Source organism: Halomonas zincidurans B6 (genome assembly GCF_000731955.1).
Lineage (GTDB): Bacteria > Pseudomonadota > Gammaproteobacteria > Pseudomonadales > Halomonadaceae > Modicisalibacter > Modicisalibacter zincidurans.
Genome location: NZ_JNCK01000001.1, coordinates 2,501,301 through 2,518,212, shown reverse-complemented (window position 1 = coordinate 2,518,212; position 16,912 = coordinate 2,501,301). Strand labels below are relative to the sequence as shown.

At 61.5% G+C, this 16,912-nt stretch carries 13 protein-coding genes and 2 tRNA genes; 11 read left to right on the top strand and 4 right to left on the bottom strand.

Annotated elements, in window-relative coordinates; genetic code table 11:
* The first annotated feature begins 157 nt into the window (after positions 1-157).
* A complete protein-coding gene (gene hppD, locus HALZIN_RS0111795) occupies positions 158-1,255 on the top strand; it encodes a 4-hydroxyphenylpyruvate dioxygenase (RefSeq protein ID WP_031384410.1) in 1,098 nt (365 codons plus the stop codon).
* Between the two features lie 92 nt (positions 1,256-1,347).
* Here the strand turns inward: hppD and HALZIN_RS0111790 are convergent, their stop codons facing one another.
* Together HALZIN_RS0111790 and HALZIN_RS17570 are read right to left on the bottom strand one after the other, a co-directional pair.
* The gene (locus HALZIN_RS0111790) at positions 1,348-1,554 is read right to left on the bottom strand and encodes a hypothetical protein (protein ID WP_031384409.1); all 207 of its coding nucleotides are present in this window, start codon (positions 1,552-1,554) and stop codon (positions 1,348-1,350) included.
* Positions 1,555-1,646: 92 nt separating this feature from the next.
* Positions 1,647-2,216, bottom strand: a complete 570-nt coding sequence (locus HALZIN_RS17570) for a helix-turn-helix domain-containing protein (protein ID WP_422723636.1) — start codon at positions 2,214-2,216, stop codon at positions 1,647-1,649.
* A gap of 666 nt (positions 2,217-2,882) precedes the next feature.
* Here HALZIN_RS17570 and HALZIN_RS0111780 point away from each other — a divergent pair.
* From HALZIN_RS0111780 to HALZIN_RS0111765, 4 genes are all read left to right on the top strand, one after another.
* Positions 2,883-3,779 (top strand): LysR family transcriptional regulator, encoded by an 897-nt coding sequence (locus tag HALZIN_RS0111780; RefSeq protein WP_084173550.1) that lies wholly within the window; start codon positions 2,883-2,885, stop codon positions 3,777-3,779.
* Positions 3,780-3,901: 122 nt separating this feature from the next.
* Positions 3,902-5,383: a glutamate--tRNA ligase gene (gltX, locus tag HALZIN_RS0111775; protein WP_031384406.1), complete on the top strand. Its 1,482-nt coding sequence runs from the start codon at positions 3,902-3,904 to the stop codon at positions 5,381-5,383.
* Between the two features lie 205 nt (positions 5,384-5,588).
* A tRNA-Ala gene (locus HALZIN_RS0111770) sits at positions 5,589-5,664 on the top strand.
* Positions 5,665-5,692: 28 nt separating this feature from the next.
* Positions 5,693-5,768: transfer RNA gene (locus HALZIN_RS0111765), tRNA-Glu, on the top strand.
* Positions 5,769-6,225: 457 nt separating this feature from the next.
* On the opposite strand, the gene HALZIN_RS0111760 is transcribed toward HALZIN_RS0111765, so the two are convergent.
* Complete coding sequence (locus HALZIN_RS0111760) at positions 6,226-7,110, bottom strand: NAD(P)-dependent oxidoreductase (protein ID WP_031384405.1); 885 nt, start codon at positions 7,108-7,110, stop codon at positions 6,226-6,228.
* A gap of 129 nt (positions 7,111-7,239) precedes the next feature.
* Complete coding sequence (locus tag HALZIN_RS0111750; RefSeq protein WP_031384404.1) at positions 7,240-8,523, bottom strand: citrate synthase; 1,284 nt, start codon at positions 8,521-8,523, stop codon at positions 7,240-7,242.
* A 408-nt stretch (positions 8,524-8,931) separates the two neighbouring features.
* On the opposite strand from HALZIN_RS0111750, the gene sdhC reads away from it, so the two are divergent.
* The 6 genes from sdhC (at position 8,932) to odhB (ending at position 16,863) form a co-directional block, all read left to right on the top strand.
* Positions 8,932-9,309 (top strand): succinate dehydrogenase, cytochrome b556 subunit, encoded by a 378-nt coding sequence (sdhC, locus tag HALZIN_RS0111745; RefSeq protein ID WP_031384403.1) that lies wholly within the window; start codon positions 8,932-8,934, stop codon positions 9,307-9,309.
* Positions 9,303-9,650, top strand: coding sequence for a succinate dehydrogenase, hydrophobic membrane anchor protein (sdhD, locus tag HALZIN_RS0111740; protein ID WP_031384402.1), 348 nt, complete (start codon positions 9,303-9,305; stop codon positions 9,648-9,650). The genes sdhC and sdhD overlap by 7 nt, the downstream gene beginning before the upstream one ends.
* 3 nt (positions 9,651-9,653) lie before the next feature.
* Positions 9,654-11,426 (top strand): succinate dehydrogenase flavoprotein subunit, encoded by a 1,773-nt coding sequence (gene sdhA / locus HALZIN_RS0111735; RefSeq protein ID WP_031384401.1) that lies wholly within the window; start codon positions 9,654-9,656, stop codon positions 11,424-11,426.
* A gap of 12 nt (positions 11,427-11,438) precedes the next feature.
* A complete protein-coding gene (locus HALZIN_RS0111730; protein WP_031384400.1) occupies positions 11,439-12,149 on the top strand; it encodes a succinate dehydrogenase iron-sulfur subunit in 711 nt (236 codons plus the stop codon).
* 243 nt (positions 12,150-12,392) lie between these two features.
* A complete protein-coding gene (locus HALZIN_RS0111725; protein WP_031384399.1) occupies positions 12,393-15,227 on the top strand; it encodes a 2-oxoglutarate dehydrogenase E1 component in 2,835 nt (944 codons plus the stop codon).
* 43 nt (positions 15,228-15,270) lie between these two features.
* A complete protein-coding gene (gene odhB, locus HALZIN_RS0111720) occupies positions 15,271-16,863 on the top strand; it encodes a 2-oxoglutarate dehydrogenase complex dihydrolipoyllysine-residue succinyltransferase (protein ID WP_031384398.1) in 1,593 nt (530 codons plus the stop codon).
* Positions 16,864-16,912 lie beyond the last annotated feature (49 nt).

Sequence of the window (16,912 nt, the reverse complement as noted above, 5' to 3'; positions counted from 1 at the left end):
GGAGCACGTGTAAGGATTGCTTGCCACACGGGCGAACGCAACCGAGTGCCAGCACGGTCTAGGTCGATCTTGTAGGTATCCCCGACTCTGCGGTGGAGCTATACGCTATGAGCAACATCGCTTGACGATGATTCGTTAGCCGCACCAGGAGAGGGACATGAGCGCAACCGCGAGCGTTTCCGATAGCCACTACAATCCGCTGGGTACCGATGGTTTCGAATTCGTCGAATTCACCGCCCCGAGTTCAGAGCAGCGCGAGGCCATGGCGCGCCTGTTCGAGAAAATGGGTTTCACCCGGACGCGCCAACACCGCTCGAAGAATGTGATGCTCTTTCAGCAGGAGGGCATCAACTTCGTGATCAATGGCGAGCCGGGCGGGCAGGCGGCAGCGTTCGCCCGCCGGCATGGCCCGAGTGCCTGTGCGATGGCCTGGAAGGTGGCCGATGCGCACAAGGCGTTTGAGCATGCCGTGGCGAATGGCGCCGAAGCGGTGGACAACCCGGTCGGTCCGGGCGAGGTGGGAATCCCGGCGGTCAAGGGGATCGGCGGTTCATTGCTGTATTTCGTCGACGGGCGCAGCGACGAGCAGGGGCGTACGCTCTACGACATCGATTTCGAACCGATTCCGGGGGCCGATCGAAACGCGGCGAGCGTGGGGCTCAAGGTGCTCGACCATCTTACGCATAACGTCGACCGCGGCCAGATGAACGTCTGGGCCGACTTCTATACGCGAATCGCCAACTTTCGGGAAATTCGCTACTTCGATATCGAAGGCAAGATGACCGGCTTGCACTCCCAGGCGATGACGGCGCCCTGCGGCAAGATGCACATCCCGATCAATGAGTCGGCCGACGACACGTCGCAGATCGCCGAATTCCTGCGCGAATACAATGGCGAGGGCATTCAGCACCTGGCGCTGGCTACGGACGATATCTACGCCACGGTCAGAGCGCTACGCGACAACGGCGTGACCTTCATGGCCACGCCGGCCACCTATTACGAAAAGATCGCCGAGCGGGTACCCGACCACGAAGAATCGCTCGAGGAGCTGCAATCGCTCAACCTGTTGATCGATGGCGCGCCTGAAGAGGGGATCCTGCTGCAGATATTCACCGACACCGTGATCGGGCCGATATTCTTCGAAATCATCCAGCGCAAAGGCAACAAGGGCTTTGGAGAAGGCAACTTCAAGGCGCTTTTCGAATCCATCGAAGAGGACCAGATTCGCCGCGGGGTGCTCAAGGCCGAACAGTAAAACAGCCCAGACACGCCACGGCCTGCATGGGCCGGCCGTGGCCGTCAGTACCGGCTTGCCGGTAAAGGCAATCAAAAGAGCCGGGCGACACGCTAGAGCCCGTAGTCGTCGGGATCTTCGCCCTGTTCGCGCAGGAAGGCCGCCACCAGGTCGTCTTCACCGTCATGGTCCGAACCATGAGCATAGGCGAACTCTATCAGTTGCTCCTCCTCGAAGCCGTCGTACCACGCCATATCCTTGTAATCACTGGTTGAATACCATTCGCTAGCCGCTTCGTAGCTGTCGAAAAGCCTCGCCATCATCGACTCCTTGTCTGGCCTTTTGCTGCAAAATAGATGGCTTGGCGATGTCGCGCAATGACCTTGCGCCGGCGCACTTCAGCGTTACTCTTCTACTCTACCCTCGCGAAGGGGCGCCAGTGCACGCGTACATGAGCCAGCACCCTGAAGGGCAGGGCGCTGATCAGCACATTGTCGAGTTCGCTCCGCTCGTCGCGAATGCGCAACTTGCCTTGCGCGTTGCGCGATATATGGCGCACTTGCAGCGCATCGTCGCACTCCAGCAGATACAGCCCGTCATCGTCGACGGTATCGAGTGGACGTATCGCGGCAAGATCACCCTCGGTGAGGAAGTCGAATCGCTCTCCCGGCGCCGGTGTCACCAAATGGCAGCCTTCCGTGAGCCCGGCGCTGGGCAGGCCGATCAGCGAGGGTACCAATTGGCCGTTGGTGGTCATCCATGGCGGCGGCTGGAGGGCGCGCAGAGGCAGAACGCCAGGAGGCATCTGCGTCGAAGGCGTGCCTTGCAGCAGATCGCTCAAGTTGCAGTCCAGAGCTTCTGCCAGGGCCACTAGCCGCTCATGACCGATCTGCTTGATGGTGCCTGATTCCCAATAGGAAATCGTGACGTCCGAGACACCCACTCGCCGGGCCAAGGCGGCCTTGCTTAGATTGGCCTTCATTCTTAGTGCTTTTATATGGGAACCCAGGTCAACCATCGAGTGCTTCTCACCGTGACATGAATGTCTAGCATAGCCAGTCGCTACCGAAGTATGTTTCGGGTTAAAACAGGTAATCTAGCGATGAGATAGCCCGCCAGCTCGGCTACGGGAGGCGCATGATGGCAGCGGGGTTTGTCGCCTAGGCTTCGTCTGAAAAGTCGACGAGCGATGGCCAGGCAAGGCAAAAATGGGCGAAAAGGCGGAGTTTACGGGTTGTAAATGAGTACTTTGAGCCTATTTTTAACGCCGCATGGTCGAGCGCAGGCACTTTTCGGACAAAGCCTCGGCGCAATCCGTGGATCGCTGCAATGGGCCGGGGTTACAGCAAGGCGCGGGGGTCGAATCGAGTCGCCGTCGTGAAGTTAGTATAGTCGGGCGTGCCTAAACGCAGGGGCGAGGGCGGGAAAAATGCGCCGGCTGCCCGAACGAGCAGCCCGATGGCGCAGAAAGTAATGCACTGAAGGCACCAGCGGCTCGCCCAGGGCGCGCCGCTGGTACTCCGATCGCGGCGACGATCGGAGCGAGCAGTATACGGAATCGTCGTTTGCGGAATAAGTGGGTACAATCGAAAACTAGTGTTTCCGAAATGGAAACTTTAGACTTCGTCGCGCTTTTCAAGGACCCGTTTTGGCCACCCTCGATGCATTGAAAGTTTTCGTCGAAGTCGTGCAGGCCCGGAGCTTCACGGCGGCGGCACGCCGTCTGGGTATTTCCAAATCGCTGGCTTCCAAGCGGATCGCGGCACTGGAAGAAGAGCTGGGCGTGAGTCTGCTGAACCGTTCGACGCGTTCGCTGCATCTGACCGAGGCCGGCCAGATCTATTTCGAGCATGGCCTGCGCATTCGCGAAGAACTGGCCGCGGCCGAAGCCCAGGTCCAATCGGTGACGTCGCGTCCGCGCGGCCAACTCAAGATCAGCGCCCAGGTCAGCTTCGGCTTCATGTACCTGGCGCCACCGACGACCGCCTTCATGCGCCGCTATCCCGACGTGGCGGTCGAGATACTGCTCGAGGACCAGCGCTTCGAGCCGATCGACGACTCCGTCGACCTGGCCATTCGCATGGGTCCGATGCCGCCATCGAGTCTGGTTTCACGGCCACTGTGCAAGGTGGTCTACGGGCTTTATGCGGCGCCGGAATATCTGGCGCGGGCCGAGCGGCCGATGCATCCGCGCGACCTCGTACAGCACGACAGCATCTTCTACGGCAACTACGATCTTGGCGCCCACTGGCGTTTTTCGCTCAATGGCCAACCGCTCGATATAGAGCCCAATTCGCGGCTTGTCATCAACAATCTGCTGGGGGTCGTGGAGGCAGCCAAGGCGGGGTTCGGACTCGCTTACCTGCCCACCTTCGCGGCACGCGCGGCGGTCGCCGACGGCGAACTGGTGCCGTTGCTGCAGCCCTACTGGAACGAGCATGGCAGCATGCTGGTGCTGTTTCGATCTCGCAAGTACCTGCCCGACAAGACCCGCACCTATCTCGACTTCATCACCGACTGGTTTCGCGAGCACCTGGCGCTTTAGTTCCGAAATGCATGCGCGCGGTGCGCCGTGCAGGTAGCGATGCTCGCTCCATCCGTGGCTGATGGAGGCAGGTCAGGTGCGTATAATGCCCGCCATCAACCCGAGCCACCGGAACGGACCCGATGACCACCGTACGCACACGCATTGCCCCGTCTCCCACCGGCGACCCGCACGTGGGTACCGCCTATATTGCGCTGTTCAACTTATGCTTCGCCCGCCAACACGGGGGCCAGTTCATATTGCGCATCGAGGATACCGACCGCCAGCGCTCGACTCCCGAATCGGAACGAATGATCCTCGATTCATTGCGCTGGCTGGGCCTTGAGTGGGACGAGGGGCCGGATGTCGGCGGCCCGCATGGACCTTACCGTCAGAGCGAGCGGGGCGACATCTATGCCGAGATGGCCCGCCAGCTGCTCGATAGCGGTCACGCCTTCAAGTGTTACCGGACCAGCGAAGAACTCGACGAACTGCGCGCGACGCGCAAGGCGCAAGGGCTGCAACAGGCGCTCAAACCCGCCGACCTGGCTTTGCCAGACGAGCAGCTCAAGCGCCGCGAGGCCGAAGGCTGGCCCCATGTAGTGCGCATGCAGGTGCCCGAATCCGGTACCTGCGTCGTCGAGGACATGCTGCGCGGGCGCATCGAGGTCGATTGGACGCAGGTCGACGCCCAGATCCTGCTCAAGTCCGACGGCATGCCGACCTATCATCTGGCCAATGTCGTCGATGACCATCTGATGGGAATCACCCATGTGCTGCGCGGCGAGGAGTGGATCAACTCGGCGCCCAAGCATCAGCTGCTCTATGACTACTTCGGTTGGGACATGCCCCAGCTCTGTCACATGCCGCTGCTGCGCAACCCGGACAAGTCGAAGCTTTCCAAGCGCAAGAACCCCACCTCGATCAATTATTACCGCCGGATGGGGTTTCTCGCTCAAGCGGTGACCAACTATCTGGGACGGATGGGTTGGTCGATGCCCGACGACCGCGAAAAGTTCACGTTGGACGAGATGATGGCGCACTTCGACATCCAGCGCGTATCGCTGGGTGGGCCGGTGTTCGATCTACACAAGCTGACCTGGCTGAACGGCGTCTACATCCGCGAGGACCTGGACGATACCGCGCTGCTCCAGGCGCTGCGAGAATGGGCCTTCAACGACGAATACATCGGGCAGATACTGCCGCAGGTGCGTCCGCGTATCGAGACGCTAGCGGATGTCATGCCGCTGGCGGGCCATTTTTTTGCCGGGCTGCCGGCGATCGATGAAACCAGCTTTGACGAGATCAAGCTCGAACGGGACGATCTCCTGCGTCTGCTGCAATTGCTGGTCTGGCGTCTCGAAGGCGTTACTCGCTGGAACAAGGAAAGCCTGCTCGCCGAGGTCAAGCGTCTGTGCGAGTATTTCGACCTCAAGATGAAGGTGTTTCTGGCGCCGGTATTCATCGCCGTGACCGGCTCTGCGACGTCGACCTCGGTCATGGACGCCATGGCAATATTGGGATCCGACGTGACCCGCGCGCGGTTGCGTCATGCCATCGAAATGTTGGGCGGTGTTTCCAAGAAGCAGGCCAAGAAACTCGAGAAGGAGTATCGGGCGCTGTAAACCATAAGCTGTAAGCTTTAAGAAGACATCGGCAGGACCCGCGGCACCGGGATTGCCGAGGCGTGCTGGAGTAGCGATATGGGCGGTCTTTCTCTTCCAGCTTCAGGCTTACAGCTGAAAGCTTCGTGCGAAGCACGAGGGGTTGACGAACCCGGCGCATATCAGTATCATACGCCCCGTTCTCGCGAACTAAGCAGTTGGTTCGGGGGCCTTAGCTCAGCTGGGAGAGCGCGACACTGGCAGTGTCGAGGTCAGCGGTTCGATCCCGCTAGGCTCCACCATTTCGCTACGCGAAACGTCCTTATTTGCGTCCCATTCGTCTAGTGGTCCAGGACACCGCCCTTTCACGGCGGTAACAGGGGTTCGAACCCCCTATGGGACGCCACTTCTTTCTTGCTGTCCCCGCCGTTTGGTAGCCCATCAAAAAGAGCTAGTCGCTGGGCATGTCAATATGAGCGCGTTCCTCATGAAGACTGACTTTCAACGCGTCAGGGCTTGACAAGCCCGCCGAGTTTTCCCCACCGCCTGTTGCTCCCTGTTACCTTGTGCACAGCTTGTCGCTCAGCCCCATGGTTGCGCCAATCATTATAAAAATTCTTGTTAAACAACAAGTTATCGATGGTTAAAAAATAGCCGATTTGTAGGCAAGCCGCCTGTCGTGGCAATTGCGCGATCTTTTCTAGAGCTTATGAACAAGCTTATCCACAGAAAGTGTGGAAAAGCGCAAAGGGTGCATAAGTTGCGAAATGGGGGCTGTAGATGAGCGCTCCTGGCGAGCTCGGAAGGGCTTGTTGCTCGCCAGGAGTTCAGGCTCACCAGGAATAAGGGATCTCGGAGTGGGGTTAGTCGTCCTGCTCCAGACGCTTGAGCAACGACGAGGTGTCCCAGCGCCCTCCGCCCATCGCCTGTACATCGCCATAGAACTGATCGACCAGCGCGGTGACCGGAAGACGGGCGCTGAGCTTGCGAGCCTCCTTCAGGCAGATGTCCAGGTCCTTGCGCATCCAGTTGACCGCGAAGCCGTGTTCGTACTCGCCGGCGATCATCGTGCGGTGACGGTTGGCCATCTGCCAGGAGCCGGCTGCGCCTTGAGAGATCACTTCGACGACGCGCTCACGATCGAGGCCGGCGCGTTCGGCGAAGTGCAAGCCTTCGGCGAGCCCCTGCACCACCCCGGCAATGCATATCTGATTGACCATCTTGGTCATCTGCCCCGCACCGGTTTCGCCCATCAACGTCACGGCGCGTCCGTAGTGGGCGAGAACGGGTTGCATGCGTTGAAACGCGGCTTCCTCGCCCCCGCACATGATCGTCAGCGTGCCGTTCGTGGCGCCCTGCTGGCCGCCCGACACCGGTGCATCGATAAACTCGCAGCCGTGCGCGCGGCAGGCCAGGGCGAGTTCCCGGGCCAGATCGGCAGAAGCGGTGGTGTGATCGATCAACACCGCTGTCTCGCTTATGCCGCTCATGACCCCCTCGGGGCCGGTGACGACCTCGCGCACGTCGTCATCGTTGCCGACGCAGACCAGCACCAGATCGGCGCCCTGGGTGGCCTCGCCGGGGGTGGGGTGATGACTGCCACCATACTCGGCGACCCAGGCCTCGGCCATGGCGGCGGTACGGTTGTAGACGCGCACTTCTATGCCGGCGCGGGCCAGGTGGCCGGCCATGGGATAGCCCATGACGCCCAGGCCGATGAAGGCGGCGGTACGAATCTGCTGGCTCATGATCAAGCTCCTCAGGCAGGTGAGCGGTCTCGATGGTCATGGGGCGACAGTTTCTAGCCTAGGCCAGAGCGAGCCGCTCGATGAATTGTTGATGCCGAACGCAAAAGGCCGCCTTGCGGCGGCCTTCGATCACTTGGCGGGGTAGTCGCGTTGCGTGTAGCCGGTGTAGAGCTGGCGCGGGCGACCGATGCGGTAGCCGTTGGTGATCATCTCGTTCCAGTGCGAGATCCAGCCGATGGTCCGCGAGACGGCAAAGATCACCGTGAACATGTTGGTGGGAATGCCCATTGCCTTGAGAATGATTCCGGAATAGAAGTCGACATTGGGATAGAGCTTGCGCTCGATGAAGTACTCGTCCTCCAGGGCGATCTGCTCGAGGCGCTTGGCGATCCTGAGTTGGGCATCGTCTTGGCCCAGTTCGCGCAAGACCTCGTCGCAGCTCTCCTTCATGACCTTGGCGCGGGGGTCGAAGTTGCGATAGACGCGGTGGCCGAAGCCCATCAGCTTGAACGGGTCGTCCTTGTCCTTGGCGCGATCGATGAAGCGCTGGATGTTTTCCTCGGATTCGTCGCCGATCTCGTCGAGCATGTTGAGCACCGCTTCGTTGGCGCCACCGTGTGCCGGGCCCCACAGCGCGGCGATGCCGGCGCTGATGCAGGCGAACGGGTTGGCACCGGTCGAGCCGGCCAGACGCACCGTCGACGTCGAGGCGTTCTGTTCATGGTCGGCATGCAGCATGAAGATGCGATCCATGGCCTTGGCGAATACCGGGTTGGTTTCGTAGGGCTCGCATGGATTGCCGAACATCATGTAGAGGAAGTTTTCGGCGTAGTCGAGATCGTTGCGCGGATAATTGAACGGTTGGCCGATGTTGTACTTGTGGCACATCGCTGCCAGCGTCGGCATCTTGGCGATCAGCCGAATGGCGCTGACGCGGCGTTCTTCTTCCTTGGTGATGTCCAGATTGTCGTGATAGAAGGCCGCTAGACCGCCGACCACGCCGCACAGAATGGCCATCGGATGGGCGTCGCGGCGGAAGCCCTTGTAGAAGTTGGCCAACTGCTCGTGAACCATGGTGTGGTTGCGGATGGTCTTCGAGAAGTCCTCGTACTCCTGATCCGTGGGCAGTTCGCCGAACAGCAGCAGATAGCACATCTCGACGTGATTCGAGTGCTGGGCCAGTTCGCCGATCGGGTAGCCACGATGCAGCAGCACGCCCTCGGCACCGTCGATATAGGTGATGGCGGATTCGGTAGCGGCGGTCGCCACGAAACCGGGATCATAGGTAAAGAGGCCTTCGTCGATGAGACTGCGAACGTCGACGACATCGGGTCCGGCAGTGCCTGAATAGACCGGGAATTCAAGGGGCTTGTCCAGCCCGTCCACTGTCAACTGCGCTTTCCTGTCAGCCATGACGGCCTCCTCTTCAGTATTCTCGGTAAGTAACGTAACTCATTGTCCTGCTTGGCGGGCGGGCAAAAAAGGTTTGCCCACTATAGAAATGTCCAAGCCGATGTCAATTCGCCGATAGTGCCCGCGCGACGGGCCCGAAAGTCTTCACGAGCGCCAAAAGCCGCATGACGGCTGCCGGGACGGCGTTCGTGACCAAGATCACCTGTTACCAAGGGTAACACCAAGGTCGCAATCCAGCGGTAACGATTTGTCATGCCTGTGGCCAGTCCCTATAATCTTAACCCGCGATTGGCGGGAGCAGGCGACAAGCGTGGTTTTGCCGGCCGCCATTGCCTGATCCTCAAACCACCGCCCGTTCCACCGAGCCTGACCGGAGCATGAGCGGGCCAAGAGAGTGTGTAGAGAGCCGTGAATAGCAAAAGACCCGTAAACCTAGACCTTTCGACCATATCCTTTCCACTTCCTGCATTAACCTCGATTACTCATCGCATTACCGGCGTCATTCTGTTCATTGGCCTGATCTTCGGCTTCTGGGCGCTCGATGCCTCGCTGTCGTCCCCCGAAGGATTCGAAGCCGTTCGTAACGCCCTCGAGCAAAACTTCCTGGCCAAGCTGGTGGCCTGGGGATTGTTGTCGGCGCTTGCCGTTCACTTCGTTGCCGGCGTCAATCACCTGTTCATGGACATGGGCTACGGCATCGAGCTGGAGAAAGCCTATCGGAAGGCACAGATCACCATCGTGGCAAGCGCGGTGCTCGTGATACTGGCAGGAGTGTGGGTATGGTAACCAACATCACCAATTTCGGTCGCAGTGGCCTGTCCGACTGGCTCATTCAACGCGTGTCGGCGATCGTCCTCGCCCTGTATACGCTGTTCATGGTCGGTTACCTGCTGCTCCACCCGGGGCTCGACTATGCGACCTGGAGCGGCTTGTTCGCCCAGACCTGGATGCGGATCTTTTCCCTGCTGGCTTTCGTGTCGCTGGCGGCTCATGCCTGGATCGGCCTGTGGATCGTGATCACCGATTATATCAAGCCGACCGGCATCCGCTTTGTCGTCCAAATCGCCATCATTCTCGCCATCTTCATCTTTCTGGTGTGGGGCGTACAAGTTCTCTGGGGAGCCTGATCCATGTCCAACATGCGTAGCCTGACGTTCGACGCAATCATCATCGGTGGCGGCGGCTCCGGCCTGCGTGCCGCGCTCGAACTGGCCAAGTCCGGCAAGAAGACCGCGGTACTCTCGAAGGTCTTTCCGACCCGCTCGCACACCGTTTCCGCACAGGGCGGCATTACCTGCGCCATCGCCTCCGCCGATCCCGACGACGATTGGCGTTGGCACATGTACGACACCGTCAAGGGGTCGGACTATATCGGCGACCAGGAGGCGATCGAATACATGTGCTCCGAGGGCCCCAAGGCGGTCTTCGAGCTCGAGCACATGGGTCTGCCGTTCTCGCGTTTCGACAATGGACGCATCTATCAGCGCCCGTTCGGCGGCCAGTCCAAGGACTTCGGCAAGGGCGGCCAGGCGGCGCGCACGTGCGCGGCGGCCGACCGTACCGGGCATGCGTTGCTGCACACGCTGTATCAGAACAACCTGAAGAACGACACGGTGTTCCTCAACGAGTGGTATGCGGTGGACCTGGTCAAGAACGCCAGCGGCGACGTGGTTGGCTGCATCGCGCTGTGCATCGAGACCGGCGAAGTCGTGCACATCAAGGCCAAGGCCACCGTGCTGGCGACCGGCGGGGCCGGGCGCATCTTCTCGTCGACCACCAACGCCCTGATCAACACCGGCGATGGCATCGGCATGGCGCTGCGCGCGGGCTTTCCGGTCCAGGATATCGAGATGTGGCAGTTCCACCCGACCGGCATCTACGGCGCTGGCGTGCTGGTGACCGAAGGCTGTCGTGGCGAGGGCGGCTACCTGATCAACAAGGATGGCGAGCGCTTCATGGAGCGCTATGCGCCCAACGCCAAGGACCTGGCGGGTCGCGACGTGGTCGCCCGTTCGATGGTCATGGAAATTCTCGAAGGACGTGGCTGCGGCGAGAACGGCGATCACGTGATGCTCAAGCTCGATCATCTCGGCGAGGAGGTGCTGCACAAGCGCCTGCCGGGCATCGTCGAGCTGGCCAAGACCTTCGCCGCGGTGGACCCGGCCAAGGAGCCGATTCCGGTCGTGCCGACCTGCCACTACATGATGGGCGGCCTGCCCACCAACGTGCACGGTCAGGCACTGATGCAGGACGCCGACGGCAACGACCGTATCGTCAACGGTCTGTTCGCCTGCGGCGAAGCGGCCTGCGTCTCGGTGCACGGCGCCAACCGCCTGGGCGGCAACTCGCTGCTCGACCTGGTGGTGTTCGGCCGCGCGGCGGGCATTTTCATCGAGAGCGCGCTCAACGAAGGCGTCGAATACCTGGATGCGGCGCAGTCGGACATCGACAGCGCGCTGGCACGCATGAATCGCTGGAACGAGTCCAGCGGTGGCGAGGCGATACCGGCACTGCGCGCCGAGCTGCAGGAAACCATGCAGACCTCGTTCGGCGTGTTCCGCCAGGAAGGCCACATGCAGGAAGGGGTCAAGAAACTGGCCGACCTGCGCGAACGGATCGCCACCGCGCACCTGGGCGACAAGTCCAACGCCTTCAATACTGCGCGCGTTGAAGCCCTGGAGCTCGACAACCTGCTGGAAGTGGCCGAAGCCACCGCCATTTCCGCGCTGGAGCGCAAGGAAAGCCGCGGCGCCCATTCCCGTTACGACTACCCGGACCGGGACGACGTCAACTGGCTGAAGCATTCCATCTATCACCCGCTCGACAAGAAGCTGGGCAAGCGCGATGTGAATTTCCAGCCGAAGACGCTCGATACCTTCGAGCCGAAAGTCCGCACTTATTGAGGGGGGACCACGATGTCCATGCTTCAGGTATCCGTCTACCGCTACAACCCGGAGACCGACTCCGCGCCGTACATGCAGGAATTCCAGGTGGACACCCAGGGCCGCGATCTGATGGTCCTCAACGTCCTCGAGATCATCAAGCAGCAGGATAGCTCGATGGCCTATCGGCGTAGCTGCCGCGAGGGCGTGTGCGGCTCCGACGGGATGAACATGAACGGCACCAATGGCCTGGCCTGCGTCACGGCGATCTCCGATGTCACCAAGAACGGCAAGCTGGTGTTGCGTCCGCTGCCGGGCCTGCCGGTCATTCGCGATCTGGTCGTCGACATGGGGATTTTCTACAAGCAGTACGAGCGCATTCAGCCGTACCTGCAAAACGAGAATACCGCGCCGGCCATCGAGCGCCTGCAGTCCCCGGAAGAGCGCGACAAGCTCGACGGCCTGTATGAGTGCATTCTGTGCGCCTGCTGCTCGACCGCATGCCCGTCGTTCTGGTGGAACCCGGACAAGTTCGTCGGCCCGGCGGGTCTGCTGCAGGCCTACCGCTTTCTCGCCGACTCGCGCGATACCGCGACCCGCGAGCGGCTATCCGAGCTCGAGGACCCATTCAGCGTGTTCCGCTGCCGCGGCATCATGAATTGCGTCGCGGTGTGCCCCAAGGGGCTCAACCCGACCCGGGCGATCGGCAAGATTCGCGAGCTGCTGTTGGCCAATGCCACTTAAATCGGAACGGGTGACTTGTTATCATTGCTCCCCGTTGCTGCCCGTGAGCGTGTGCCGCGGGCAGAGCCGGCCCAAGCGTCAAGAGCCGGTGCCCTGGGGCACCGGCTCTTGACGGTCACGGTCGCCGAATTGCGTGGGCGCCGCCCCGGCTACCCTGAGTAATGACTAGTGAGCAATGAGTGACGCCGGAGCGTTATCGCATGCGGCGCCGACAACACCCCATCAGCGCAGGGTGACCTAGAGATGCAAGAAGGCATTATGGAGTTGATGTGGCGCACTTCCCATGTGAGCGGCGGCAACGCTCACTATGTTGAAGCGCTCTACGAACAGTACCTCGTCGATCCCAATGCCGTTCCGGATGAGTGGCGTAACTACTTCGACAAGTTACCGCGCCCGGAAGGCAGTCCCTCTCACGATATTCCCCTCAGTCCGATCCGTGACCAGTTTTATCAGCTGGCGCGAAGCCGGCGCGGCGCAGCGCCTGCCGCCGCCGTCGACAGCGGCGAGAACAAGAAGCAGGTCAAGGTCCTGCAGCTGATCAACGCCTATCGCTTTCGCGGTCACCAGAAAGCCGATATCGATCCGCTCGGACTGCGCAATCCGACGCCGGTGCCGGATCTCGAGTTGTCCTTCCACCAGTTGTCGCAAGCCGACATGGATACCGAATTCCAGACCGGATCGCTGTTCCTGGGCAAGGACACGGCGCCGCTCAAGGAAATCGTCGAGGCGCTGGAGAAGACCTACTGCCGCAGCATCGGCTGCGAGTTCATGCACATCGTCGACACCGAAGAGAAGCGCTGGCTGCAGCAGCGTTTCGAGTCGGTACGCTCGCAGCCGAAGTTCAGCGATGACGTGCGCATGCACGTGCTCGAGCGCCTGACTGCCGCCGAAGGACTGGAAAACTACCTGGCCTCCAAGTACCCGGGCACCAAGCGTTTCGGCCTCGAGGGGGGCGAGACGTTCATCCCCATGATGGACGAGATCATCCAGCGCGGCGGTGGCTACGGCACCAAGGAAATGGTCATCGGCATGGCCCACCGCGGGCGCCTCAACCTGCTGGTCAACATCCTCGGCAAGAGCCCCTCGGAGCTGATCGACGAGTTCGATGGCAAGAAGGTCATCGAGAAGGGCTCCGGCGACGTCAAGTATCACCAGGGCTTCAGTTCCAACGTCATGACCCCGGGGGGCGAGGTGCACCTGGCGCTGGCTTTCAACCCCTCGCACCTGGAGATCGTCGCGCCGGTGGTCGAGGGCTCGGTGCGCGCCCGCCAGGACCGTCGCGACGATGTCGAGGGCGACAAGGTGCTGCCGATCAATGTCCATGGCGATGCGGCCATGGCCGGGCAGGGCGTGGTCATGGAAACCTTCCAGATGTCGCAGACCCGCGCCTACAAGACCGGCGGCACGCTGCACATCGTGATCAACAACCAGGTGGGCTTCACGACCTCGCATCCGCAGGACACGCGTTCCACCGAGTACTGCACCGACATCGCCAAGATGGTTCAGGCGCCGATCTTCCATGTCAACGGCGATGACGCCGATGCGGTGATCCACGCCACCCAGGTGGCGCTCGACTACCGTCAGCAGTTCCACAAGGATGTCGTCATCGACCTGGTCTGTTATCGCCGTCGCGGCCACAACGAGGCCGACGAGCCGTCCGGCACCCAGCCGATGATGTATCACAAGATCAAGTCGCATAAGACCTCGCGTGTGCTCTATGCCGAGCGGCTGATCGAGGCGGGGCTGCTCGACGAGGACAAGGCCAAGGCGCTGACCGAGAAGTATCGCGAGGATCTGGCGGCCGGCAGCCATGTGGCCAATGCGCTGGTCAAGCAGCCCAACAAGGAGCTGTTCGTCGACTGGACGCCCTACCTGGGCCACGAGTGGACCGGCGATGCCGACACCTCGATGGACATGAAGCGCATGCAGCAGCTTGCGACACGCATGTGCGAAGTGCCCGACGGTGTGCAGATGCAGCGCCAGGTGGCGAAGATCTACGAGGACCGCCGCAAGATGCTGGCCGGCGGCATGGCGCTCAACTGGGGCTTCGCCGAGACATTGGCCTATGCCACGTTGCTCGACCAGGGTCATCCGGTGCGCTTGACCGGCCAGGACAGCGGCCGCGGTACCTTCTCGCACCGCCATGCGGTAGTGCATAACCAGAAGGATGGCACCACCTACGTGCCGCTCGAGCATATTCGCGACGGGCAGCCGCGTTTCACCATCCGCGATTCCTACCTCTCGGAAGAAGCGGTGGTGGCCTTCGAGTACGGCTATGCGACGACCATGCCCAATGCGCTGGTGATCTGGGAAGCCCAGTTCGGCGACTTCTTCAACGGCGCGCAGGTGGTGGTCGATCAGTTCATCTCGTCGGGCGAGTCGAAATGGGGCCGTCTGTGCGGGTTGACCATGCTGCTGCCGCATGGCTACGAGGGGCAGGGGCCGGAGCACTCGTCCGCTCGCCTCGAACGCTTTCTGCAGCTGTGCGCCGAACACAACATGCAGGTCTGCGTACCCACCACGCCGGCGCAGATCTATCACCTGCTGCGTCGCCAGGTGATCCGTCCGCTGCGCAAGCCGTTGATCGTCATGTCGCCAAAAAGCCTGCTGCGTCACAAGGAAGCGACTTCTACGCTGGAGGAACTGGCCGACGGACGCTTCAACATGGTGCTGGCCGACCAAGGCAAGCTCGAGGCCGACAAGGTCAAGCGCGTGGTGCTGTGTGCCGGCAAGGTCTATTACGACCTGGCCGCCTATCGCAGCGAGAACCAGCGCGAGGACACCGCCGTCGTGCGCATCGAACAGCTCTACCCCTTCCCCAAGGAAGAGCTCTACGAGGCACTCAAGGGTTATGGCAACCTCGAGCAGGTCATCTGGTGCCAGGAAGAGCCGCTCAATCAGGGGGCCTGGTATCAGAGCCAGCACCACATGCGTGTGGTCGCCGACATGGTCAGCGAGGGGCTGGGTCGCGAGCTCAAGTTCGCCGGACGCCCGGCATCCGCCGCGCCGGCCGCCGGCTACATGTCCGTGCACGTTGAACAACAGCGCCAGCTGGTGAACGACGCCTTCAATGCCTGAGGCCTCATCACCGGGACGAGAGAGAACACACTAAGGAACCCAAATGGCTACCGAGATCAAAGCGCCCAGTTTTCCGGAATCCGTTGCCGAAGGCACGGTTGCCGCCTGGCACAAGAAGCCCGGCGACAGTGTCGAGCGTGACGAACTGATCGTCGAAATCGAGACCGACAAGGTCGTCCTCGAGGTGGTGGCGCCGGAAGCCGGCACGCTGTCAGAGATCAAGGTCGAAGAAGGCGAGACATGCGATTCCGAGCAGGTGCTGGGCATGCTCGGCGAGGCTCAGGAAAAGGCGGCCGACGACAAGGCGGATGTCAAGTCAGAGGACCAGCAATCGGACGCCAAGGCGGAACGGAAGCCTGAGGCGGGCAAGTCCGAGAAGCAGGCCGCCTCGGGCAAGAAGCATGACGTCAAGGCGCCATCCTTCCCCGAGTCCATCCAGGAAGGCACCGTGGCGACCTGGTACAAGAAGGTCGGCGAGGCGGTCAAGCGCGACGAGGTGCTGGCCGACATCGAGACCGACAAGGTGGTGCTCGAAGTGGTCGCCCCGGGCGATGGCGCGCTCGCCGAAATCAAGGTTGAAGAGGGCGCGCAGGTCGAGTCCGAGGCCGTGCTGGCGGTCTTTGCCGAGGGGGCCGGCGGCAGCGACGAGGGCGAAGCCAAGGCCGAGGCGAGCGAGCCGAAGGCGGAATCGGACAGCGACGAGAAGGTCGGCGACAAGATTCTCGCGCCGGCGGCGCGCAAGCTGGTGGCCGAACACGATCTCGACGCCAACAAGATCGAAGGTACCGGCAAGGGCGGGCGCATTCTCAAGGAGGACGTCCAGAAGGCCGTGAAGCAAGGCAGCGCCAAGAAGACCAGCGACAAGCCGGCCGCCGACAAGCCGGCTACCGATGCCACCAAGGCCGCCGCAACCGCGGCTCCGGCCGTGGAAGGCGAGCGTCCCGAAAAGCGCGTGCCGATGAGCCGGTTGCGCCAGACCATCGCCAAGCGTCTGGTCCAGGCCCAGCAGACGGCGGCCATGCTGACCACCTACAATGAGGTGGACATGAGCGCGGTGATGGCGCTGCGCGGCCAGTACAAGGACACCTTCCTCAAGGCCCACGACACCAAGCTCGGTTTCATGGGGTTTTTCGTCAAGGCAGCCGCCGAGGCGCTCAAGCGCTTCCCGGACGTCAACGCCTCGATCGACGGAACCGACATCGTCTACCACGGCTATCAGGACATCGGCGTGGCGGTATCCACCGATCGCGGCCTGGTGGTGCCGGTGCTGCGCGACACCGACAGCATGAAGATCGCCGACGTCGAGAAGACCATCGTCGACTTCGGCAAGCGTGCGCGGGCTGGCAAGCTCGGCATCGATGAGATGCAGGGGGGGACTTTTACCATCACCAACGGCGGTATCTTCGGCTCACTGATGTCGACGCCAATCATCAATCCCCCGCAGACCGCGATCCTGGGCATGCACAAGATCCAGGAGCGCCCCATGGCGGTCGATGGCAAGGTCGAGATACGTCCGATGATGTACCTGGCCGTGTCCTACGACCACCGTATGATCGACGGCAAGGATGCGGTGCAGTTCCTGGTGACCATCAAGGAGCTGCTCGAGGATCCGGCACGCCTGCTACTGGACGTGTGATTCGCCGCCAAGCCAAACAGGTTTATCTGACGAGGCGTTGCGCGCTGCA